Origin of the sequence: Nosocomiicoccus sp. HMSC09A07 (assembly GCF_001808485.1) — a bacterium.
Classification (GTDB): domain Bacteria; phylum Bacillota; class Bacilli; order Staphylococcales; family Salinicoccaceae; genus Nosocomiicoccus; species Nosocomiicoccus ampullae_A.
In genome coordinates this window covers 382,288-405,830 of record NZ_KV793634.1, presented here as the reverse complement: position 1 = coordinate 405,830, position 23,543 = coordinate 382,288, and the positions used below count along the sequence as shown (strand labels likewise).

The window sequence follows — 23,543 nt, the reverse complement described above, 5'->3', positions numbered from 1 at the left end:
CAAACTCCTTCCTAAAAAATTTGGAGATACTATAATATAATATCTCCAAAATTCTTTCTTATATTTCAGATATGATTGGTATAATCATCGGACGACGTTTCGTACTTTCGTATAAGAACTTAAGTAACGCTTCTCTAACGTCTTGTTTTAAGTCGTTCCAGTCTAAGTTTCCTGATTGAATAGAATCTTCAACGACTTCTTTTACAATTGCTTCAGCAGTGGCTAATAGCTCTTCACTTTCTTTGACGTAGACAAAGCCACGACTTTGAATTTCAGGACCGGCTTTAATTTTTCGCTCGTTACGATCGATCGTAACAACCGCAATGAATATACCGTCTTCACTTAATATACGGCGGTCTCTTAAGACGATGTTACCAACGTCCCCGACACCTCTACCGTCAATTAAGACGTTACCTGCATGTACTTTTTCTTGATAGTACATCTCTTCTCCGTCGTAGCTGACGACGTCACCTTTTTCAAGTAAGAAGATATTTTCTGGATCGATACCTGCTTCAGCAGCAAGTTTTGCGTGAGCAATCTGGTTTTTATATTCGCCCTGAACAGGAACAAAATATTTCGGTTTAAATATATTAAACATCATTTTTAACTCTTCACTTAAACCGTGACTCGATGCGTGAATTCCACTTGTCGGTAAGTAAATTTTAGCACCTGCTTTAGTTAAGTCGTTTAGCGTTGAATATAAAATGACTTCCATGTTTGACGATGGCGTCGTTAAAATATACACTTCATCGTTTTCTTTAATGTTTGTCACTTCATGCGTTCCTTTTGACATCTCTGTCAGTGCATCGAATGGTTCCCCTTGTTTACCAGTTGCGATAATGACAATTTCATTATCTGGGAAGTTTTTAATTTGATGTGACGGAACGAGTAACCCTTCAGGAATATCGAAATATCCGAGCTTTCTTGCGACTTTAAACGATGCTTCTAACGTCTTACCTAAAAATGTCACTTTTCGGTTTGCTTTATGTGCGTTTGTTAACACTTGTTGAATACGTACGAAGTTCGATGCATAAAGTGACACGATAATGCGCCCTTTAGATTTTAAGAAATCTGATAATAACTGCTCTTCGATAATATTTTCAGGTGTATTATATCCGCGCTTTTCTGCTTCTGTAGAATCACTAATTAATACGAGACAATCATCTTCACGTGCTAAGTCGTACATCTTCGCACCGTTAAATCCGTAATCTCCTTCGAGACTTTGATCGAATTTAAACTCACCAGTATAGACGATTGAACCGTACTTCGTTTTAATTGAGCATCCGTAAGAATCAGGAATACTATGGCTCGTTTCGAAAAATTCAAAACTTGCATTTTTAAAGTTCATTTTTGATTCACTATTAATCGTATAGAACTTTTGTTTTTTACGAATATTTAATTCTTTAAATGATTCTTTAATTAAAGCAATCGTCAGCTTTGAAGCATAAATCGGTACGTCGATATCTTCTAAAATATACGGTAATGCACCGATTGAATCTGCATGACCATGCGAGATAAATATCGCTTTTAAACGGTCGATATTTTCTTTCACGTACGTAATGTCCGGAATAACGACATCTACACCGTACATTTCGTTTTCCGGAAACATTAACCCCGCGTCTAGCATGAACATTTCATCGTCTACTTCGACGATGTACATGTTTTTAGCAATCTCTCCAACTCCGCCGAGTGGGATGATTTTTACGTTCGCGTTACGCTTTCTTTCTTTTGCCACAATTTATCCCTCCTCGTTATTCTTTTTGTTTTTATCGTTATCTTTCTTTTCAATTAATGCTTTACGAGATGCATTTACGCGTCCTTGCTTATCGATTTCTGTTACTTTAACGAGTGTTTCATCGCCAACTTTTAACACGTCTTCTACGTTTTTAACGTGTGCGTGATCTAAGTTAGAAATGTGAACGAGTGCGTCTTTACCAGGGAATAACTCTACGAACGCACCGAATTTTTCAATACGCTTTACTGTACCCATGTAGATTTCTCCAACTTTTGCTTCACGCGTTAAGTCTTCGATAATTTTACGTGCTTTGTCGATCATTTCTTGGTCGACAGCACCGATAAAGATCGTTCCGTCTTGCTCGATATCTAACGTTACGCCAGTTTCATCGATAATTTCGTTAATTTGTTTACCACCAGGTCCAATGACGTCACGAATTTTATCTGGGTTGATTGTCATCGTTTCAATTTTCGGAGCGTATGGTGATAACTCTGTTCTTGGTGATTCGATTGTCGCTAACATGTTATCTAAAATGTGTAGACGACCGACGCGTGCTTGTTCTAACGCCTCTTCTAAAATATCTTCACGTAATCCGTCGACTTTAATATCCATTTGAATTGCAGTAATCCCTTTAGCAGTACCTGCTACTTTAAAGTCCATATCACCTAATGCGTCTTCCATACCTTGGATGTCTGAAAGGATTGTATAGTTTTCACCATTCATCATCATACCCATCGCAATACCAGCAACTGGTGCTTTAATTGGCACACCTGCGTCCATTAATGCGAGCGTTCCACCACAAATTGACGCTTGCGATGAAGAACCGTTCGACTCTAAAACTTCTGACACGACGCGAATCGTATACGGGAATTCCTCTTGTGAAGGAATGACTTGGCTAAGTGCACGTTCACCTAACGCACCGTGACCAATCTCACGACGCCCTGGAGCGCGAAGTGGTCCAGTTTCACCGACAGAGAAGTGCGGGAAGTTATAGTGATGCATGAAATGCTTCTCTTCTTCTTCTCCGAGTCCGTCGATAATTTGGTGCTCACTTAAACTTCCTAACGTTGCAACAGATAATACTTGTGTTTGTCCACGTGTAAATAAACCAGAGCCGTGTGCTCTAGGTAAAAGCGCAACTTGAGAGTTTAACGGACGAATTTCGTCCGGTTTTCTTCTATCTGGACGGATTTTATCTTCAGTGATTAAACGACGCACTGTATTAAATACCGCATCGTTAAATAAGCGTTTCGCTTCTTTTTCGTTCGCTTCGAAGTTTTCGTCTTCTTCATCGAGTAGAGCGATAATTGCTTCTTTCACTTCAGATAATTTATTATCACGTTCGTGCTTATCAACTGTTAATACACACTCTTCAATATCAAACTGCTCGAGTTGACTATCGACGATCTTTTGAATTTCTTCGTCGTCAACTGGTGATTCAAATGCCATTTTCTCAGGATTCACGTAGTCGACGATTTCTTGTTGGAACTCGACTAACTTTTTAATTTCTTTATGCCCAAAAAGAATTGCTTCGAGCATTTTATCTTCAGGTACTTCTTTTGCACCTGCTTCAACCATGTTGATTGCGTCAAACGTTCCTGCTAAATCAAGTTCTAATACAGAGTTGTTTAACGTCTCAACATCTGGGTTAATGACGAACTCGTCGTCTTTAATACCGATACGTACACCAGCAATCGGTCCGTTAAACGGTACGTCAGAAACAGATAAAGCAATCGATGAACCGAGCATCGCTGTCATTTCAGGTGAGTTGTTTGAATCAACAGAAAGCACTGTCGAAATAATTTGAACGTCGTGTCTAAATCCGTCTGGGAAAAGTGGACGAATTGGACGGTCGATTAAACGACTCGCAAGTGTCGCTGCTTCACTTGGACGTCCTTCACGTTTATTAAATCCACCAGGTATTTTACCGCGTGCGTATAATTTCTCTTCGTACGCCACTGTTAGTGGGAAAAAGTCCATATCTTTAGGTTCTTTAGAAGCAGTCACTGTCGATAAGACAACTGTGTCTCCATATCGTACTAGAACTGCACCGTTTGCTTGTTTGGCTACTTCGCCGTATTCAACGATTAGTGGACGTCCTGCCCACTCCGTTTGAAACGTTTTCTTAGTTTCTATCATATAATTTCTCTCCTCTACATACTTCTCTTTATGATACCATTTTTAACGACTAATTTATATAAAAAAAAGCATACCAAATGGTATGCTCTCTCTATTAACGACGTAAACCTAATTTTTTAATTAACTCACGGTAACGTGTAACGTCTTTTTCACGTAAGTAGTTTAATAAGTGCTTACGGCGACCAACCATTTTTAAAAGTCCGCGACGTGAATGGTGGTCTTTTTTGTGTACTTTTAAGTGTGCGTTTAATGTGTTAATTTCTTCAGTTAACACTGCAATTTGAACTTCTGGAGATCCAGTGTCCGTTTCGTGTACACGGTATTCTTCGATTAATTGTTGTTTTCTTTCTTTTGACATTGACATAGTCATGTCCTCCCTTATATATATATTCGCTAATATCTGAGTCAAAAGTTAGGGTGTCTAATGACCAAGATATCGCACTTAAATTATTATACGCGCTTTACTCGAATTTTTCAAGTAACTGTATGGCGTTTTCTTTATCGATTGTCATCGCTTCAATTAAATCATCTAAACCGTCAAATTTCTTTTCTCCACGTAAATAGTTATGAAGATACACTGACACTTCTTCACCGTATATCGTACGGTCAAAATCAATTAAATGGACTTCAATCGTCACTTTATAATCTTCGTGGAACGTCGGTTTTTTACCAATCGATGCGACACCTCTATAAATCGTATCATCTGCACCAATCGTCATCGTAACAACGTACACCCCGAGTGACGGTAGTAAAAACGGTCCGCTCGGTTCGATGTTTGCTGTTCTAAACCCGATCGTTCTCCCGCGTTTTTCACCTTGAACGACGACACCGTTAATTTGATATGGTCGACCGAGTATTTTATTTGCTTCTTCTAGCTTGTCACTTAAAAGAAGTTCTCGGATTTTTGTCGTCGAAATTTTTTCTTCGTTCTCGTTTATCGGAAGTACTTTAGTCGTGTTAAATTCGTCATACGTCTTTAACGTCGTAATCGATCCTTTACCGTACTGTCCATATGAAAAATCAAACCCTGCGATTACTTCTTTCACGTTGTTAGAGATTAAATACTCTTTCACAAACGTATCTGGAGATAACGCTGCAAAGTCACTTGAGAAGTTTACGACAAATAAGTAGTCGATGCCTTTTTCTTTTAGCATCTCTTCTTTTTCTTTTAACGGCGTAATATACGTCGTCCGTCGCATTTTCGGATTTAAAACGACAGAAGGATGCGGATCAAACGTCATCACTGCTTTTTTTAATCCTTTTTCTTCAGCAATTTCAATCATCGTGTCAATCACTTGTTGATGTCCGAGATGGAGTCCATCAAAAAAACCGAGCGCTAATGCGATTGGTTCGTTTTCTATAGATAAATCATTTGAATAATATAGTCGATATGTTTTCATAAAGCCCTCACAAGTCATTTGACGTAAGAAACATTTTAAACGGTTTAAATTCGTTTTCTTTATGTTTTTTATACAAACCGATTGGTCGGTTGTTTTTAACAAATAAAACAGTCTCTACGTCTTCATTATTCGTTAGTTTCATCATATCATTTTGACTCATCTTTTGCCCATTTGAAATTTTAAACAATGGTCCACGGTCTTTCAGTTCGTCGAACAGTTCTACAGTATATTCATCGCTTAAAACTTCTAAAATCGGAATTATCGACGCTTCACTAATTGTATCTAATTCGACCGCATCATCTTCAGTAAACCCACACGATTCTGTTCTTCTTAAATATGACATATGTGCTTCAACACCGAGTTTACGACCGATGTCTACAGCGAGCGTACGAATGTATGTACCTTTTGAGCATGTTACGTCAATTTGAAAATCTATCGTATCTTTAAACGTAATATCTCCAGTACGTTCTAAACGATAAATCGTAACGACGCGGCTCGGTCTTTCTACCTTTTCGTTATTTCGTGCGTATTCATATAACTTTTTACCGTTTACTTTCACCGAGCTATACATCGGTACTGTTTGGTTATAATCTCTTTCAAAGTTTTCAATAACGTCGTCAATCATTTCTTTAGTAATATGTGATACGTCACTCGTTTTTACTTTTTCACCTGCAGAATCTTCAGTTGTCGTTGAAAATCCGAGCGTTACTACTGCTGTATAACTTTTTTGTCTTTCTTGTAACACTTCAGTCAGTTGCGTTGCATCTCCAACGACAACCGGTAACACACCAGTCACATCCGGATCTAACGTTCCTGTATGACCGACCTTTTTCATATGTAATTTACGTCTGACTTTCATGACGACGTCATGACTTGTCATACCTTTTGGTTTATCCACACAGATGACTCCACTATACATTGTGACACCTCTTACTTTTTTCGATTAAAGATTTTTTCATATAAAAAGACAAAGAGTCCAGCAATAACAACGATAAATACGAGTGATAAAAATGCTGAACCAAATGTTTTAGTCGGTAGTAAATTGAAAAATAATGCATCGATTCCGATTACTAATAATCCGAGAAATACTAAGTACATTAAAAACCAAAAATTGTTTGACATCTCTTTCCTCCATACAATTATTTAATTATAAATATACCACTTATCTATTCATAAAAAAATAATGAGCGACGAATCGTCGCTCATATTATTTGCCTTCGTTTTTAATTTGGTTTAATAAGTCTTCAATTCTGCTACCGTAGTCGACAGATTGATCGTACTTTACGTAAATTTCTGGTGCTTTTCTTAAACGAATATTTTTTGCAACTGCTGAACGAAGTAATCCTCGATATTTATTTAAAATATCTTCAACTTCTCTTTTATTTTCGTTTAAAGTCGTAAAGTATACGTTCGCATATTCAAGCTCTTCAGAAACTTCAACTTCAGTCACTGTAACGAGTTTTAACGATGGTTCTTTATCCATCACTTCGTTATCGATGACTTCAGTCACTACTTTTTTAATTTCTTCTGCAACTCGGTCATTACGCTTAGCCATAATTAAACTCTCCTAACTTCAACCATTTGGAACGCTTCGATTTGGTCGCCCTCTTTAATATCGTTAAAGTTTTTGATCGTAATCCCACATTCGTATCCTGAAGCAACTTCTTTTGCGTCGTCTTTAAATCGTTTCAGTGAATCGAGTTCACCTTCAAAGATGACGACACCTTCACGGATTACACGAACGCCTGCGTCTCTAGTAATCTTACCTTCAGTCACGTAAGAACCAGCGATTGTACCGATTTTAGAAACTTTAATCGTTTGACGTACTTCTGCGTATCCAATGACTTCTTCTTCGTATTCAGGGTCGAGCATACCTTTCATTGCTTGCTCTATTTCTTCTAATGCTTTATAGATTACGCGGTGTAGACGAATGTCTACTTTTTCGTTTTCTGCTGTACGACGTGCGTTTGCATCTGGACGTACGTTAAATCCGATAATAATCGCGTTCGATGCGTTTGCAAGTGTAACGTCTGATTCGTTAATTGCTCCAACACCTGTATGGATAATTCGGATATTTACACCTTCAACGTCAATCTTCATGAGTGACGCTGCAAGAGCTTCTACTGTACCTTGAACGTCCGCTTTAAGAATTAAGTTTAAGTCTTTTAACTCGCCTTCTTTAAGCGTTTCAAATAAGTTATCTAAACTAATCTTATTTGTAGACTCGCGGTCGCGCATAATTTTGTCTTCACGGCGTTTTTCACCGATAGAACGTGCTTTTTTATCATCTTCAAAGACGACGAATCTGTCGCCAGCTTGTGGAATATCGTTTAAACCAGTAATTTCAACTGGTAATGATGGTCCAGCTGTTTGGATTCTTTCACCTAAGTCGTTTGTCATCGCACGTACTTTACCGAACGTATTTCCAACAACTAAAGAATCTCCAACATGTAACGTACCGTGCTGAACGAGTAGCGTCGCTACAGGTCCACGTGATTTGTCGAGCTCTGCTTCGATTACTGTACCAATCGCGTCGCGGTCAGATTTTGTGCTTAACTCTTCGACTTCACTGACTAGTGTAATCATTTCAAGTAAATCATCGATTCCTTCACCAGTTAATGCTGAAAGTGGTACGAAGATCGTATCTCCACCCCAGTCTTCTGGGAATAATCCGTGTTCACCGAGTTCAGTCATGACGCGGTCAGGATTTGCTGTTGGCTTATCGATTTTGTTTACTGCTACGATAATTGGTGTCTCTGCAGCTTTAGCATGGTTTAACGCTTCGATTGTTTGAGGCATTACACCGTCATCTGCTGCGACGACTAGTACTGTTAAGTCTGTCACTTGAGCACCACGTGCACGCATCGTAGTGAACGCTTCGTGTCCTGGTGTATCTAAGAATGTAATATCTTTACCGTTCCAATGAATTTGGTATGCACCGATATGCTGAGTGATTCCACCCGCTTCTCCACTCGTTACGTTTGCGTTACGGATTGAGTCAAGTAGCGTCGTTTTACCGTGGTCAACGTGTCCCATAATCGTAACGATCGCTGGACGCTCTTCTGTTAACTCTTCGTTTTCTAAATCGAAGTAAATATCGAGGTCCGTGTCGTCGATAACTTCTTCTTTTTCAGCTGTATAGCCGTAGTTATCTGCGACGATTTCAACCGCTTCGTCATCTAAACTTTGGTTGATGTTTGTCATAATTCCGAGCATAAATAAGTCTTTAACGACTTTTGATGCGTCGACATTAATTTTTGAAGCAAGCTCACCGACTGTAATTCCTTCTTCATACGTAAACGTCTTTTCACCTTGAACCTCAGCTTTAGCTTCTTTTACAGGCTTTTCTTGTTGTTTTGGTTGTTGCTTTTGCTGCTTATTCTTTTTGTCATTCTTTTTGTTTACGTTCTTTTTATTGTCTTGCTTTTTATTGTTATGTTTATGTTTTTTATCTTTGTTTTGTTTTGGTTTGTCATTTTTCTTTTCTTTTTTAACAAACTTTTGGTCTAATAGTTTAACGTCATCATCGTTTAACGTCTGCATATGAGAGCTAAAGTCTTTTCCACTCTCGTTTAAAGTATTTATAACTTCTTTACTCTGTAAGTTATGTTGTTTCGCGTATTCATGAATTCTAATCTTACTCATTGAATCACGTTCCTTTCTCATTCAACTCTAACAACTTCTTTTTAAAGCCAACATCTGTCACACCGAGAACCACTCGGTTATATGCTCCAGTGCTTTGTGAAAGCTCGTGATTAGTATAATCTTCAATTAAAGGAATTGACTGAGTTGTTGTTTTATCGCGTATTCTCTTTTTTGTACTATTCCCAGCGTCACTTGCTAAGTAAACAAGTTTCACTGATTTACGTTTAATACCATCTAAAGTTAGAGGTTCACCGTTAATTACTTTTCCTGCACGTGTTGCAAGTCCGAGTAAATTTAACTCTTTATTCATCGCTTCGGAATATCCTCGCGGTATATGAGACGAATAATTTCGTCATACACTGGGCCTAACACCTCTGTTGATACACCGAGTTTACTTTCTAAAACCTTTTTGTCACGTGCATCGTTTACTTTTTCTAAATCTTTGACGACGTAGGCACCACGACCGTTTTTCTTTCCAGTTTCATCTGCAAATACTTCGCCGTCTTTCGTTTTAACGATTCGTATAAGATCTTGTTTTTTAAACATTTCACCAGATAAAATATCTTTTCTCATCGGAATTTTTCGTGCCATAAACGTCACACCTCTACTCTTCTACTTCAGTTTCTTCTAAAGTTTCTTCATCCTCAGCATCACCGTTAAATTCAGATTCTGAAACGATATCGATCTTCCAGCCTGTTAACTTCGCAGCAAGTCGTGCGTTTTGACCACGTTTACCAATTGCGAGTGATAACTGGTGATCTGGTACAACGACTGTCGTTGATTTTTCATCTTCATTAATAATTACGTCGACCACTTCTGACGGTGATAATGCGTTTTTAACGTATACTTTAGGATCTTTGTCATATAATACGATGTCGATTTTTTCACCTGATAACTCGTCGACGATTGCTTCAACGCGGGCACCTCTTGCACCAACACATGACCCAACTGCATCGACGTTTTCGTTTTCAGCGTATACTGAAATTTTAGAACGTTCGCCAGCTTCTCTTGCGACACTCATAATCAGTACTGTTCCGTCATAAATTTCTGGAACTTCTTCTTCGAAGAGTCGTTTTAAAAGATTTGGATGTGTACGTGAGACGTAAATTTGTGGTCCACGTGTCGTTTGTTCTACTTTGTTTAAATAGACGCGAATTTTATCGCCAGTTTTGTAGACTTCATTTGCCATACGCTCTGACTCTGGTAATACAGCATCCGTGTTACCAAGTGTGACGTATACGAAACGACTGTCGACTCTATCAACTGTTCCGATTAATAACTCATCTTCTTTATCGATAAACTCTTCATATAAAATTTCACGTTCAGCATCTCGAATTCTTTGCATAACTGCTTGTTTCGCAGCTTGTGCACCGACACGGTTAAAGTCTGAAGGTGTTACGTCTTCATCAAACGGGTCACCGACTTCATATGCTGGGTTGTATTCTCTCGCTGTGAGTAAATCGATCTCTGCTGTGTCGTCTTCTACTTCCTCAACGACGTCTTTTCTAGATACAACGCGGTAGTTTCCTGTGTCCATATTAATTTCTACACGGACGTTTTTATGTTCTTTATAATTTCTTTTATACGCAGTTAAAAGTGCCGCTTCAATTGCTTCAACGAGTACTTCTACTGGGATGTTCTTTTCTTTTTGAATATATTCTATTGCATTCAGTAATTCCTGATTCACTACTATTCCTCCATTCAAACTAATACAGCTTTACGAATTACAGCAATTTTGTCACGATCGACTGTTACAGTCTTTTCGCGCGTTTTATCGCGATACTTAATCGTTACCGAACTGTCATCGTACTCTGTGAGTATCCCTGTCCATTCTTGTTCACCATCGATATGCTGGTACGTTTTTACATAAATACCATTGTTTAACGTCGTCTCTAAATCTTTTTCAGTTTTGATTGGACGCTCTGCACCTGGTGAAGAGACATCGAGGAAATAATGACCGTCGATAATATCCCATTCGTCTAATTTCTCAGCAAGTACTTCACTGCCACGTACGCAATCATCTAACGTAATTCCACCTGGTTTGTCTAAATAAAATCTTAAAAACCAATCTTTACCTTCTTTTTTGTACTCCACTTCAATTAATGAGTAGTCCAATGATTCTACAACCGGTTCTGCTAATTCAAATATGTGTAATTCTTTTTTATTCACCGATACGTTCACCTCGCTTAAAACATAAGAAAAGAGCGGACACGATGGTGCGCTCTTTTCCAAATCCACAACATTTTATTTCTAGTTAATTATAACACATCATTATTTATAAGTCGAATATAGAAAGCTGTGCTTTATCTGGTAAATGATCTAAACTTCCAAGTTCTGTTAAATAATCGATCACTTTTTGGGATACTCCAGCTTTTTTATTTAAATCTTCTTTACTTATAAAGTGGTCATGTTTTCTCACTTCAGCAATATTTCTTGCAACACTTAGCCCGAGTCCTGGTACTGCAGTAAACGGTGGGATTAAAGCATCGCCTTCTATAATGAAGTGCTCTGGATGAGATTTTTCGATATTGACCGGTAACATATTAATATCACGATGTCTCATCTCATTCACAATTTCTAAAACGATTAATAAGTCTTTTTCTTTTTTCGTTAACTCATTATAGTTGTCTTTCATCTCTTTTACGCGCGTACGAATTGTCGTCTTGTCTTTTGTCATCGTCATTAAATCAAAGTCAGCTGCACGTACACTTAAATATGTCGCGTAATATTCTTTAGGATAATGCACTTTAAAGTACGCAATTCTTACTGCCATAAGTACGTACGCTGCTGCGTGTGCTTTCGGGAACATGTACTTAATTTTTAAGCAAGAATCGATATACCAATCTTCTACCCCATTTGCTTTCATCGCTTCAATCCACTCAGGTTGAAGTCCGCGTCCTTTACGTACACTCTCCATAATTTTAAACGCTAAACTCGGCTCGAGTCCTTTATACATTAAAGTAACCATTATATCGTCACGACACCCGATAACTGTTGAAATGTCACAAATTCCTTTTCGGATTAAATCCTGCGCATTTCCTAGCCAAACGTCTGTACCGTGTGATAATCCCGAGATTTGAACGAGCTCACCAAATGTATTTGGTTTTGTATCTTCTAACATTTCACGAACAAAAGGTGTTCCGAATTCAGGTACGCCGTACGTTCCAGTGTTACTCATAATGTCATCTCGACTTACACCGAGTACTTCTGGACCTTCAAATAGTTTCATCGTATCTTCGTCGTCGATTCGAATCGTCTTCGGATCCACGCCTGTTAAATCTTCGAGCATACGAATCATCGTCGGATCAACGTGACCAAGGATATCGAGTTTTAAGACGTTTTCGTCGATACTATGGAAGTCAAAGTGTGTCGTACGCCATTCACTCGACGTATCGTCTGCTGGATATTGAATTGGCGTAAAATCAAAGACGTCCATAGAATCCGGGATAACGATAATTCCCCCTGGGTGCTGACCTGTCGTACGTTTAATCCCTTCACATTCGCTTGATAGTCTATCGATTTCTGCTTTACGTTTATGAAGTCCGTGATCATTCATATATCCATTCACGTATCCGAATGCAGTCTTATCTGCGAGTGTAGAAATCGTTCCTGCACGGTAGACGTAGTCTACACCGAATAGTTCTTTCGTGTAGTTATGTGCTGTCGCTTGATATTCTCCACTAAAGTTTAAATCGATATCTGGAACTTTATCCCCTTTAAATCCTAAAAACGTTTCAAACGGAATATCCTGACCTTCTTTAATGAATTCGACATTACACTTCTCACATTTTTTGTCAGGTAAGTCAAATCCTGAGTTATATTTACCATCGTCGAAAAACTCACTATGCTTACACTTCGGACAAATATAGTGCGGCGGCATCGGGTTCACTTCAGTAATCCCCATCATCGTCGCAACTAAACTTGAACCAACCGAACCACGACTCCCAACTAAGTAGCCGTCATCGAGTGATTTTTTAACGAGCTTTTGTGAGATTAAGTACACGACGCCAAACCCGTTTGAAATAATACTGTTTAACTCTTTTTCTAAACGTGCTTCGATGATTTCTGGTAATGGATCACCGTAAATCTCTTTTGCTGTCGAATACGTTAACTCTTTTACTTCTTCGTTCGCATTTTCAATTTCTGGTGTGAATAATCCGTTTTTAATAACTTCGACTTCGTCAATCGAGCGACTAATTTCATTCGTATTTTCAATGACAATCTTTCGTGAAAGTTCGTCACCTAAAAATGCAAAGTCCTCAAGCATTTCAGTTGTCGTTCTAAAATGAGCATCTGGTAACGTTTGTCGGGATAACGGATTCCCGGGGTTTCCTTTAATGATAATTTCGCGACGAATTTTATCTTTTTTATCGAGATAATGAACGTTTCCTGTCGCGACGACTGGAATCGATAACTCGTCACCGATTTTAATCATGTTATGAATGAGTTCTTCGTACATATCGTCATCTCGTATTAACTCGCGTTCATAGAGATGGACATATAAGTCTTTTGGGAACACTTCTAAATAGTCATAGTAACGTGCTTTTTTAAGTGTATCGTCATATGACTTTTCTAATAACGTTCGAAACACTTCTCCGTTATCACACGCACTTCCGATAATTAACCCTTCACGGTGAGCGTCTAAAAAGTGCTTTCTCACTCGCGGTACTTGGTAAAAACTATCTGTTAAACTATCTGAAACAATTTTAAATAAGTTTTTTAAACCAATTTGGTTTTTGACTAAGATCGTCGCGCGGCTCGGTTTACTTAACTTAAACGCATCGTCTCTAGCGAGCGTATTAATATCTTCGTGCTTTTCAATGCCCGCATTCTTTAACTGCGCTAACATCTTTATAAATATAAAACCTGTCGCTTCTGCGTCGTAGATTGCTCTATGGTGACTGACGAGTTCGACGTTATAATGTTTTGCGAGCGCTGCTAAGTTATGACGTTTTAAGTCTTTATTTATTACTCGTGTAATCTCTAACGTGTCGATGACAGGGTTATCTGACGGACCAAACCCAAGCTTAGTGAACGCCGTATCAATGAAGCCCATGTCAAACGTCGCGTTATGTGCGACATATATCGCATCCCCGACCCACTCTCTAAATTCAGGGAGAACATCTTCAAATTCACGTTCGTTTTCTAACATCGAATCTGTAATACCTGTTAAGTTTTTAATGACCTCTGATAACGGTTCATGCGGATTAATAAAGCTTTCATAACGGTCGATGATTTCACCGTTATGTACTTTAACTGCTGCGAGTTCGATAATTTTATCGTATCTACTAGATAACCCTGTCGTCTCAACGTCAAATACGACGTACGTCGCGTCCTCTAAACGCACTGAACTATCTTTAAATGCAAGTTTCGCACTATCTTCGACGATGTTTGCTTCCATACCAAAGAGCATTTTTAAACCTTTACTTTTAGCATAGTTATATGCGTTTGGGAATGCTTGAACGTTGTTATGGTCTGTTATAGCAAGTGCAGGATGTCCGTATTCAACCGCGCGGTCAATATAATCTTCTATTGTCGTCACACCGTCCATCGCACTCATCATCGTATGAAGATGAAGTTCGACACGCTTCTCTTCACTATCATCTTCATGTTTAGGTGGTTTAGTAATCGTTAACGCACGTAAATTCATGACAAGGTCTTTTGCGAAGTCATCGTACTCAATATTTCCTTCGACGATTACCCAGTCCCCTTTATTCAGCGCTTCGAATACGTTAGTTTCTTCTTCTTTGTTACCGAAACGTTTCACTTGAATGCTATCCGTGTAGTCGGTAATTTTCATATTTAAAATTTGCTTTCCAGTACGTGTATGTATCACGTCTTTACTGAAAATTACACCTTCTAATCGGACGTTATATTCTTCATCTTCAATCGTATACATCTTTCTTACGCCATCAAACGTAAGTTTTTTACCAATTTGCTTAACGATTTCTTTAGGCTTCGATACTTCTTTTTCTTTCTCTTTTTTATGTTGTTCTAATAATTTTTCTGTATGATTCGTAATTTTTTGATCGAGTTTTTCATCGTTTTTAGTTTGTGCATCAAAATCTACATCTGCCACGATGTCTGAGATGAGGATGCCATATGAACGATATTCTAAAATTAAATTGTTTTTAATTTGTCGTTCAAAATATTCTTTAGTGACGTCACTCGTAAAACTAAATTTTAAAGTGTCATCGTTATACATAATTTTTGAATTGTTAATTTGGCGCTTAAAGTTTTCAGTCACTTCGATATTTTCGAGCGCTTCGTTTAAATACTCGTAAACGTCTCGCTCTTTGAATTCATTAGCATGCACTCTTAAGCGAACCGTTGCGATATTTCGAAACGTCTCTTCGACTTTTTGCTTTAAAAACGCAAATACCGCGTAATCGATGAGCGTTTCAAAATGAATATGAAACTCCCATTCACGCGTTTTGTCGTCGACGATTACTTTTCTAAGTTCCCCGCCAGTTAACTGTTCATTGTCTTCTATATTTGCCTGTTGTAAGAGTATGTTAAATTGCTGGTTGTAATCCACAAAGCATCTCTCCAAAAAGAAGCGTAAATCTCTCGATTTACGCTGTAGTATTGTTAGTTATAATGTTCGTTTATAAATGATTCTAAGTCTTCTAATTTAACGTCGTGCGTTTTTCCACTATTTCTAAATTTCACTTCAACGACACCGTCTTTAATACCGCGTCCGACGACAACTCTTACTGGAATACCGATTAAGTCTGAGTCGTTAAATTTAACGCCCGCGCGCTCATCTCGGTCATCGAGTAATACTTTATATTGTTTAGATAGTGAGTCGTATAATTCTTCTGCTGGATTTACGAACTCTTCTTTTTTAACGTTCATCATGACGATGTGTACGTCAAAAGGAGTGACAGATTTCGGCCACATAATTCCATTTTCGTCGTGGTATTTTTCAATGATTGCTGATAAAGCTCTTGAAATACCGATACCGTAACATCCCATTAAAACTGGAACACTTTGGCCACGTTCGTTTAGCACTGTTAAATTTAATGCTTCACTGTATTCAGTACCTAGCTCGAACACTTGTCCAACTTCGATACCTTCTCTAAACTTCACTGGTCCGCTACCATCTGGTGCCATTTCACCTTCAGTAATGAATCTGAAATCTCCGAAGTCTTCAACCTCAACGTCTTTTAAGTTCACGTTGATAAAGTGATAGTTATCTTCATTCGCACCAACTGGGAAGTTCTTCATCACTTCTACTTGATAATCGATATATACAGGAATTTTACTGTTAACTGGTCCGAGTGATCCTGGGTGTGCATTGAAAATTTCTAAAATATCTGATTGATCTGCAAGCTCTGGCTCTGTACTTGAGTTAAAGAATGATTTTAATTTAATCGTATTTAACTCGTGATCACCACGAAGTACGATCATTTTAAATTCACCGTCGACGTTAACGACCATCGTTTTCGTCGTTTCTTTTAGATCAATACCGAGTAAATCAGCAAGTTCACTACATGATTTTACGTTCGGTGTATCTACTTTTTCGATATCTTTTTCTACATCATTGCTTTTTTCTTCAGGACGTAAGCACGCTGCTTTTTCGATGTTTGCAGCATAATCACTATTTTCACTGAATACAATCGTATCTTCACCAATTTCAGATAGCGCCATAAATTCGTGAGTGTGTGAACCACCGATTGCACCACTATCTGCTTCAACTGCTCTAAAATCTAAACCGAAACGTGTAAATATTTTTTCATACGCATTGTACATATCTTGATACGTTTTAGACAGTGACTCTTGGTCGATGTGGAACGAATACGCATCTTTCATAATGAATTCTCTTCCACGTAATAATCCAAAGCGTGGGCGTAGTTCGTCACGGAATTTCGTTTGGATTTGGTAAATCGTGAGTGGTAGACGTTTATAACTACGTAACTCGTCTCTCACTAAGTCCACGACGACTTCTTCATGTGTTGGTCCGAGTAAAAAGTCTCTATCGTGACGGTCTTTTAAACGCATTAATTCTTTACCATATTTCTCCCAGCGGCCAGACTCTTCCCATAATTCTCTCGGTGCGAGTACTGGCATTTGAACTTCGTTTCCATCGATACGATTCATCTCTTCACGTACGATGTTTTCGATGTTTTGTAGTACGAGTTTTGTAATTGGTAAGTACGTATACACCCCGCGCGCGAGTTGTTTAATCATTCCTGACTTTAACATTAACTGGTGACTTAAACTTTCAGCTGAAGCTGGAACTTCACGCTGCGTTGGTATAAACATTTTTGATTGTCTCATTCAATTATCCCCCTAAGAAAAATACTTTGATGTCATTCCATGTCACTAAGATCATAATCATTATAACGAATAATACACCTGCAATTTGAATATTCATTGCAACCTTTTTATTTACCGGTTTTCTAAATATCGCTTCGTATAAGACGAATAATATTCTTCCACCGTCAAGTGCTGGAATTGGTAATAAGTTCATTACCCCTAAGTTTACACTAATCATCGCAGTAAATGCGATTAAACTTATAATGCCGAGCTGCGCGACGGATTCTGTCACTTTATAAATACCGACAGGTCCGTTTAACATATCAAATGTAAACTCACCTTGGAATATCGATAAGAACAGTTGACCGAGTAGCGTGAGTAACATCGTACTCACTTCAATCATTCTTTCAGTACCCCAAAGAATCGGTTCGAAAATATTTTTAGGTTCTGCCATCATTTGACGCACACCGATAATTAATCGTTTCTCAACGTCACCAGTTGGAGTCTCTGTCTCTTCAATCATCGGCACGATGTCAACTTCACGGACGTTACCATCGTTTTCAACTGTAAACGTAATCGGTTTATCTTCTCCACCGTTTGCTGCGATCGTTTGTGTCATTTCTGTCCAGTCACTGACGACTTGACCGTTGACTTCTTTCACTTCGTCACCGACGACAATTCCAGCTTTTTCTGCTGGAGACCCTTCAGATACTTCACCGACAATCGGTGTGTCGACTGTTTTACCAACAACATAAGCTAAAAAGATAAATAACACAAATGCGAGTAAGAAGTTAAATAATGGTCCTGCAAACAATGTTAAAAATCGTTGCCACGGCGTCTTTGACTCAAAACGTTCATCGTAGCTTGCGATACGTTCTAATTGTCCGTTTTCAACTAAATACGCTGTTTTTGCGAGCGTGTACGTGACGACATTATTATCGCTATAGCGATTCGCTGTCACTGTCATTTTCTCAACAAAATCGTTGTCAATAACTTCCACCGCTTCGATGTCGTTAAAATTATGTTTATCATCTAATAATACGTGTGTAATTTCGTTTGAATCGTTTAATTTTAGTGCGATGCTCATCCCTTTGTTTAAAGGGTTCACTTCCATATCCGCACTTGCCATACGAACGTATCCTCCGACTGGTAATAAACGAATTGTATATAACGTGTCGTTATGGCTGTATGAAAATAGTTTTGGTCCCATTCCAATCGCAAACTCCGGACAATAGATACCTGCACGTTTTGCAAAGTATAAGTGACCGAGTTCATGTACTGTAACGAGTACTCCAAATACGACTATAAAAGATAAAATACCTACCAACAGTTAAACCCTCCAGTCCGACTTATATAACTTATCGTAATGTAATATCGTTTCGAGGTCTGGATTTTGTACAACCTCATGGTGTGCCATTCTCGATTCAACGATATCTTCTATTTCTAAAAATGTAATTTCATCGTTTAAAAATTTGTTCACTGCATACTCATTCGCTGCGTTCATAACCGCTGGCATCGTTCCACCAACTTTTAACGCATCATACGCAAGTTGAATCATTTTAAATCGCTTAAAGTCCATCGGTTCAAAATTTAATGTCGATAACGTATTGATATCCAGTGGATTGTCTTTATAAATACGGTCTGGATACGTCATCGCGTATTGAATCGCTGTACGCATATCACTATTTCCAAGTTGAGCGATTATACTATTGTCCGTAAACTCAACCATCGAGTGTATAATGCTTTCACGATGAATTAGCGTTTTAATTTTATCGATTGGTATATTAAATAAATGATGTGCTTCGATGACTTCTAAACCTTTATTCATCATCGTTGCGCTGTCAATCGTAATCTTTTGCCCCATCGACCAGTTCGGATGGTTTAAAGCATCTTTTTTCGTGACGTGTTTTAACTCTTCACGTGTTAAATCTCTAAAACTTCCGCCTGACGCAGTAATAATGAGCTGACGAACTTGAGAGAGTTTTTCACCATTTAAACATTGAAAAATCGCAGAATGTTCACTATCGACAGGAATAATTTCTGCACCGTACTGTTTCGCATGCTTCATGACGATGTCACCTGCTGCGACGAGTGTTTCCTTGTTAGCTAAAGCGATTTTACGCCCCTTTTCAATTGCGCGTAACGTCGGAACGAGTCCGACACTTCCTAATATCGCAGTCACTAATATATCCGCGTCATATGTCGCAACGTCTACTAGACCATCATTTCCGTACGTAAATGTCACATCTGTAAACTCACCTTTTAAAGATGTCGCATCTCGTTCGTCCATGACTGATACGAGTTTCGGTTTAAACTCTGTAATAATTTGCCTTAACATCTCGATATTTCGACCTGCAGAAATTGCTTCTACAGAAAACTTATCACTATTATACCTTATGACGTCTAGTGTTTGAGTTCCAATTGACCCCGTCACACCTAATATCGATATTTTTTTCATAAAGTCACCTTCTAAATAATTATCGGTAGTATATTCATTAACGGTAGAACGAATATAAAACTATCGAATCTGTCTAGAATACCACCGTGGCCAGGTAAAATTGTCCCTGAATCTTTGACGTCAAAATGTCTCTTTAATGCAGATTCAACGAGATCTCCCATTTGACCAAATGCACTTAAAATCACCGTTAAAACGATGAGTGAAAACATATTGTTATCTAAAAGACCCGTCAGTGAAAATATTACTGCAAGAACTGCAGCACTAAATAGCCCACCGAGCGCACCTTCTATCGTTTTATTTGGTGAGATACGCGGCCATAATTTTCGCTTACCAATGGCGCGTCCAAATAAATACGCACCTGTATCTGTCGTCCATACGATTAAAAGTCCGTACATTAAATAAATCAAACCAGCATTTCTCGTTTCATATGCATACATAAATCCAATACCGATATAAGCGACACTCATGACACAAAATCCCATGTCGACAAACGAGAATCGGTTATTAGATATAACAGTAAACGACAACATAACGAGCGCAATACCGATGAGTAAATTTAAACGGTACGCTTCAACTGTTGGTAAAAATGTCGAATTTGGTCCGAGGATTAAAAACAACGCGAGAATTGACATAATACCCGGCACACTGAAAATATGAATTCGATTCATTTTTAAGATTTCGTATAAAGCGACAAAAGACATTAAGTAAACGATCGCTAAAAATGGAATACCGCCGTAGATTACAAGAGGTAAAAATATGAGTAACGCGACAACTGCTGTAATAACTCTAGTTTTCATCGTGACGTTCCTCCTTTAACCCACCAAATCTTCGGTCTCTTTTACAATAACTTTCTATAATCGAATTGAACTCTTCAACAGATAATTCCGGCCAATACGTATCTGTAAAATATAATTCACTATACGAAATTTGCCATAATAAAAAGTTACTTATTCGATATTCCCCACTCGTACGAATGAGTAATTCCGGATCCGGATAGTCTTTTGTATATAAATACGTGCTAAACGTTTCGTCAGTAATATTTGATGACTCTATAGTCCCTCTTTCTACGTCTTTTGCGATATTTTTTACAGCGCGTACAATTTCATTTCTACCACCGTAATTCAGCGCAAAAATTAACGTTAAACCCGTATTGTTTTTTGTTTTATTGACGGCATAAGAGACGGCTTTTTTAGTATGTAAAGGTAATTCATCAAATTCACCGATCGTCTCTACTTTTACATTTTCTCTCATCAATTCTGGTAAGAATTTGTTCATAAAAATTCCAGGAAGCTTCATCAAAAATGATACTTCACTTTGTGGGCGTGACCAGTTCTCTGTAGAAAATGCATATAGCGTTAAATACTTTATATTTAATTGATTCGCAGCTACGACTATTCGACGAACAGCCTCCATACCTTGTTCGTGCCCTTTTACTCGAGGTAATCCAAGGCTTTTAGCGTATCTGCCGTTTCCATCCATGATAATCGCTACATGGTTTGGACCATTTATATCGGTCGAGTTTTTCTCATTAAACATAAGTAGCCTCCGAGTTAAAATTAAAAAACGTACAGACTGTACATATTAATCTATTTTAACATAAGAAACATTAAAAAATACAGGTAAGCGAATGCTTACCTGTAAACTTTTAAACTTCCATAATGTCTGCTTCTTTTTCTTTTACACGTTCGTCGATGATGTTCACAAATTTATTTGTTAAATCTTGAACATCTTCTTCTAATGAACGTAATTCGTCTTCACTAATTTCAGAGTCTTTCTCTTGTTTCTTTAGTGTATCGTTTGCATCACGGCGGATGTTACGAATAACGACTTTAGAGTTTTCACCAACGCTTTTAACGTCTTTTGTTAATTCTTTACGTCTGTCTTCTGTTAGTTGCGGAATTGTAATACGAATCATCGTACCATCTGACGTTGGGTTTACACCTAAGTCTGCTAATTGAATCGCTTTTAATACGTCGTCTACTGAGCTTTTGTCGTACGGTGTCACTGTTAACATTCTCGCTTCTGGAACTTGAATGTTCGCAAGTTGTTGAAGCGGAGTGTCTGCACCGTAATAGTTTACGTATACGCGGTCTAATAGACTTGCGTTTGCTGTTGCTGTACGAATTCCTGCAAGTTCACGATTTAACGCATCAATTGCGTCGTTCATTTTCTTTTCTGCTTGTTTCAATACGTCGTTAGCCATTATTTTCTCCCTTTTAATCTGTTATCGTTGTACCAATATCTTCGCCGAGTACTGCGCGTTTGATATTGCCCTCTTCTGTAATTGAAAATACCACAAGTGGGATAGAGTTGTCCATACAAAACGATGTTGCTGTTGCGTCCATCACTTGTAAGTTCTTCTGTAACATGTCGATATAAGAAAGCGATTCGAACTTTGTCGCTGTGTCGTCGTGCTTTGGATCTGCTGAATATACGCCGTCTACGTTATTTTTACCCATTAAGATAACGTCAGCATTGATTTCAGCTGCACGTAATGCTGCTGTTGTATCTGTTGAGAAGTACGGGTTACCAATTCCTGCTGCAAATATAACGACGCGTCCTTTTTCTAAGTGACGAATCGCACGACGTCGAATATACGGCTCTGCAATTTGTTTCATTTCAATCGATGTTAATACGCGTGTATCAACACCTAATTGTTCTAAACTGTCTTGTAACGCGAGTGAGTTCATTACTGTAGCGAGCATACCGATATAGTCTGCGTTCCCACGTTCCATACCTAAGTCACTTCCAGTTTTACCACGCCAAATGTTTCCACCGCCGACGATTACAGCGATTTCTACATCTAGTTCTCTCGCTTCTTTAATTTGCTTTGCGATATTTTTAATGATATCCGGTTTAATTCCGACACCTTCTCCACCAGCAAGTGCCTCACCAGAAAGTTTTAATACGATGCGTTCATATTTAGAAGAACTCATGATTTTCATTCCTTTTAACTGTTATATATATTGATATAGAAAAAAGACACCGAAGTGTCTTTTTAATTACTGACCCATTTGGCCTTTAACTTCTGCAGCAAAGTCTTCATTACGTTTTTCTAAACCTTCACCTAGTCCAAAACGAACGAAAGTAACGAGTTCAGCGTTGTTTTCTTTTAAGAATTGATCGACAGTTTTGTCACTATCTTTAACGAATGGTTGTGAACCGATGACGATTTCTTCTAAGAATTTACGCATTCTTCCTTCAACCATTTTATCAACGATGTTTTCTGGTTTACCTTCTTCAAGCGCTTGGTTACGTAATACTTCACGCTCTTTATCTAACTCTTCTTGTGGTACTTCGTCTTGTTTTGCATATTGAGGATTTAATGCAGCAGCGTGCATTGAAACATCTTTAGCGATTGCTTCGTCTGTTGAACCTTCAATTACAGATAACACACCGATCGTACCACCCATGTGGATGTACTCACCGAATGCACCATTTTCTGGCTTAGTTAAAACTTCAAAACGACGGATGTTCATGTTTTCACCAATTGTAGCAATTGCTGATTTCATAACTTCCTCAACTGATTGACCATCTAATTCAGAAGTGTTTAACTCTTCAAGATTAGCTGGTTTTGTTTTAACGATATGCTCAGCAATTTTCTTAACTAAGTTTTGGAACTGTTCGTTACGTGCAACGAAGTCAGTTTCAGCGTTAATTTCAACGATTGCTGCATCGTTACCGTCTACTGCGATTTCAATTAAACCTTCAGTAGCGATACGGTCTGCTTTTTTACCAGCAGATGCAATACCTTTTTCACGTAGGTATTGGATTGCTTCTTCGATGTTACCATCAGTTTCTTGTAACGCTTTTTTACAATCCATCATACCTGCGCCAGTTTTTTCACGTAATTCTTTAACTAATTGAGCTGTAATTTTAGCCATTATTGTTCCTCCATATTCTT

Annotated in this window: 21 protein-coding genes; all 21 read right to left on the bottom strand. The window is 38.2% G+C overall.

Annotated elements, in window-relative coordinates; translation table 11 throughout:
* Window positions 1-58: 58 nt before the first annotated feature.
* The 21 genes from HMPREF3177_RS06250 to tsf all read right to left on the bottom strand — a co-directional run bounded on the left by HMPREF3177_RS06250 (window position 59) and on the right by tsf (window position 23,523).
* A complete protein-coding gene (locus tag HMPREF3177_RS06250) occupies window positions 59-1,735 on the bottom strand; it encodes a ribonuclease J (RefSeq protein ID WP_070457762.1) in 1,677 nt (558 codons plus the stop codon).
* Window positions 1,736-1,738: 3 nt separating this feature from the next.
* On the bottom strand, window positions 1,739-3,874 hold the full coding sequence (gene pnp, locus HMPREF3177_RS06245; RefSeq protein ID WP_070457760.1) for a polyribonucleotide nucleotidyltransferase: 2,136 nt from the start codon (window positions 3,872-3,874) through the stop codon (window positions 1,739-1,741).
* Window positions 3,875-3,968: 94 nt separating this feature from the next.
* Window positions 3,969-4,238: a 30S ribosomal protein S15 gene (gene rpsO / locus HMPREF3177_RS06240; RefSeq protein ID WP_040929129.1), complete on the bottom strand. Its 270-nt coding sequence runs from the start codon at window positions 4,236-4,238 to the stop codon at window positions 3,969-3,971.
* 97 nt (window positions 4,239-4,335) lie between these two features.
* Window positions 4,336-5,274, bottom strand: a complete 939-nt coding sequence (gene ribF, locus HMPREF3177_RS06235; protein WP_070457758.1) for a riboflavin biosynthesis protein RibF — start codon at window positions 5,272-5,274, stop codon at window positions 4,336-4,338.
* Window positions 5,275-5,281: 7 nt separating this feature from the next.
* Entirely contained in the window at window positions 5,282-6,193 is a 912-nt protein-coding gene (truB, locus tag HMPREF3177_RS06230) for a tRNA pseudouridine(55) synthase TruB (protein WP_070457756.1), read from the bottom strand.
* 11 nt (window positions 6,194-6,204) lie between these two features.
* On the bottom strand, window positions 6,205-6,396 hold the full coding sequence (locus HMPREF3177_RS06225; RefSeq protein ID WP_040929132.1) for a hypothetical protein: 192 nt from the start codon (window positions 6,394-6,396) through the stop codon (window positions 6,205-6,207).
* An 85-nt stretch (window positions 6,397-6,481) separates the two neighbouring features.
* Window positions 6,482-6,829 carry a 30S ribosome-binding factor RbfA gene (gene rbfA / locus HMPREF3177_RS06220; protein WP_070457754.1) on the bottom strand — a complete coding sequence of 116 codons (348 nt, stop codon included), beginning with the start codon at window positions 6,827-6,829 and terminating at the stop codon, window positions 6,482-6,484.
* 2 nt (window positions 6,830-6,831) lie between these two features.
* A complete protein-coding gene (gene infB / locus HMPREF3177_RS06215) occupies window positions 6,832-8,919 on the bottom strand; it encodes a translation initiation factor IF-2 (protein WP_070457752.1) in 2,088 nt (695 codons plus the stop codon).
* Between the two features lie 4 nt (window positions 8,920-8,923).
* Window positions 8,924-9,229, bottom strand: coding sequence for a L7Ae/L30e/S12e/Gadd45 family ribosomal protein (locus HMPREF3177_RS06210; protein WP_068130470.1), 306 nt, complete (start codon window positions 9,227-9,229; stop codon window positions 8,924-8,926).
* The gene (gene rnpM, locus HMPREF3177_RS06205) at window positions 9,226-9,510 is read right to left on the bottom strand and encodes an RNase P modulator RnpM (RefSeq protein ID WP_068130472.1); all 285 of its coding nucleotides are present in this window, start codon (window positions 9,508-9,510) and stop codon (window positions 9,226-9,228) included. Before rnpM ends, HMPREF3177_RS06210 begins: the two co-directional genes overlap by 4 nt.
* A 13-nt stretch (window positions 9,511-9,523) precedes the next feature.
* A complete protein-coding gene (gene nusA / locus HMPREF3177_RS06200; RefSeq protein WP_070457864.1) occupies window positions 9,524-10,612 on the bottom strand; it encodes a transcription termination factor NusA in 1,089 nt (362 codons plus the stop codon).
* 8 nt (window positions 10,613-10,620) lie between these two features.
* Complete coding sequence (gene rimP / locus HMPREF3177_RS06195; protein WP_040929136.1) at window positions 10,621-11,088, bottom strand: ribosome maturation factor RimP; 468 nt, start codon at window positions 11,086-11,088, stop codon at window positions 10,621-10,623.
* A gap of 106 nt (window positions 11,089-11,194) precedes the next feature.
* Window positions 11,195-15,472 (bottom strand): PolC-type DNA polymerase III, encoded by a 4,278-nt coding sequence (locus HMPREF3177_RS06190; protein WP_371440540.1) that lies wholly within the window; start codon window positions 15,470-15,472, stop codon window positions 11,195-11,197.
* A gap of 38 nt (window positions 15,473-15,510) precedes the next feature.
* Window positions 15,511-17,202: a proline--tRNA ligase gene (locus HMPREF3177_RS06185; protein WP_070457748.1), complete on the bottom strand. Its 1,692-nt coding sequence runs from the start codon at window positions 17,200-17,202 to the stop codon at window positions 15,511-15,513.
* A gap of 4 nt (window positions 17,203-17,206) precedes the next feature.
* Window positions 17,207-18,511: an RIP metalloprotease RseP gene (gene rseP / locus HMPREF3177_RS06180; RefSeq protein WP_068130482.1), complete on the bottom strand. Its 1,305-nt coding sequence runs from the start codon at window positions 18,509-18,511 to the stop codon at window positions 17,207-17,209.
* Window positions 18,512-19,639, bottom strand: coding sequence for a 1-deoxy-D-xylulose-5-phosphate reductoisomerase (gene dxr, locus HMPREF3177_RS06175; protein ID WP_070457746.1), 1,128 nt, complete (start codon window positions 19,637-19,639; stop codon window positions 18,512-18,514).
* A gap of 11 nt (window positions 19,640-19,650) precedes the next feature.
* Window positions 19,651-20,436 (bottom strand): phosphatidate cytidylyltransferase, encoded by a 786-nt coding sequence (locus HMPREF3177_RS06170; RefSeq protein ID WP_070457744.1) that lies wholly within the window; start codon window positions 20,434-20,436, stop codon window positions 19,651-19,653.
* Window positions 20,426-21,175 (bottom strand): isoprenyl transferase, encoded by a 750-nt coding sequence (locus tag HMPREF3177_RS06165; RefSeq protein WP_070457742.1) that lies wholly within the window; start codon window positions 21,173-21,175, stop codon window positions 20,426-20,428. The genes HMPREF3177_RS06170 and HMPREF3177_RS06165 overlap by 11 nt, the downstream gene beginning before the upstream one ends.
* Window positions 21,176-21,284: 109 nt before the next feature.
* Window positions 21,285-21,842 carry a ribosome recycling factor gene (frr, locus tag HMPREF3177_RS06160; RefSeq protein WP_068130493.1) on the bottom strand — a complete coding sequence of 186 codons (558 nt, stop codon included), beginning with the start codon at window positions 21,840-21,842 and terminating at the stop codon, window positions 21,285-21,287.
* A gap of 13 nt (window positions 21,843-21,855) precedes the next feature.
* A complete protein-coding gene (pyrH, locus tag HMPREF3177_RS06155) occupies window positions 21,856-22,578 on the bottom strand; it encodes a UMP kinase (protein ID WP_102167568.1) in 723 nt (240 codons plus the stop codon).
* Window positions 22,579-22,641: 63 nt separating this feature from the next.
* Window positions 22,642-23,523 carry a translation elongation factor Ts gene (tsf, locus tag HMPREF3177_RS06150; protein ID WP_070457739.1) on the bottom strand — a complete coding sequence of 294 codons (882 nt, stop codon included), beginning with the start codon at window positions 23,521-23,523 and terminating at the stop codon, window positions 22,642-22,644.
* Window positions 23,524-23,543 lie beyond the last annotated feature (20 nt).

Excerpts from the sequence above, each read along its gene's own strand:
- HMPREF3177_RS06165 (WP_070457742.1), bottom strand. The coding sequence starts at position 21,175 with ATGTTTAATGAGAAAAACTCGACCGATATAAATGGTCCAAACCATGTA.
- rpsO (WP_040929129.1), bottom strand. The coding sequence starts at position 4,238 with ATGTCAATGTCAAAAGAAAGAAAACAACAATTAATCGAAGAATACCGT.
- dxr (WP_070457746.1), bottom strand. The coding sequence starts at position 19,639 with ATGAAAAAAATATCGATATTAGGTGTGACGGGGTCAATTGGAACTCAA.
- pnp (WP_070457760.1), bottom strand. The coding sequence starts at position 3,874 with ATGATAGAAACTAAGAAAACGTTTCAAACGGAGTGGGCAGGACGTCCA.
- HMPREF3177_RS06170 (WP_070457744.1), bottom strand. The coding sequence starts at position 20,436 with ATGAAAACTAGAGTTATTACAGCAGTTGTCGCGTTACTCATATTTTTA.
- HMPREF3177_RS06185 (WP_070457748.1), bottom strand. The coding sequence starts at position 17,202 with ATGAGACAATCAAAAATGTTTATACCAACGCAGCGTGAAGTTCCAGCT.
- rnpM (WP_068130472.1), bottom strand. The coding sequence starts at position 9,510 with ATGGCACGAAAAATTCCGATGAGAAAAGATATTTTATCTGGTGAAATG.
- ribF (WP_070457758.1), bottom strand. The coding sequence starts at position 5,274 with ATGAAAACATATCGACTATATTATTCAAATGATTTATCTATAGAAAAC.
- infB (WP_070457752.1), bottom strand. The coding sequence starts at position 8,919 with ATGAGTAAGATTAGAATTCATGAATACGCGAAACAACATAACTTACAG.
- frr (WP_068130493.1), bottom strand. The coding sequence starts at position 21,842 with ATGGCTAACGACGTATTGAAACAAGCAGAAAAGAAAATGAACGACGCA.
- truB (WP_070457756.1), bottom strand. The coding sequence starts at position 6,193 with ATGTATAGTGGAGTCATCTGTGTGGATAAACCAAAAGGTATGACAAGT.
- HMPREF3177_RS06210 (WP_068130470.1), bottom strand. The coding sequence starts at position 9,229 with ATGAATAAAGAGTTAAATTTACTCGGACTTGCAACACGTGCAGGAAAA.
- HMPREF3177_RS06225 (WP_040929132.1), bottom strand. The coding sequence starts at position 6,396 with ATGTCAAACAATTTTTGGTTTTTAATGTACTTAGTATTTCTCGGATTA.
- tsf (WP_070457739.1), bottom strand. The coding sequence starts at position 23,523 with ATGGCTAAAATTACAGCTCAATTAGTTAAAGAATTACGTGAAAAAACT.
- rbfA (WP_070457754.1), bottom strand. The coding sequence starts at position 6,829 with ATGGCTAAGCGTAATGACCGAGTTGCAGAAGAAATTAAAAAAGTAGTG.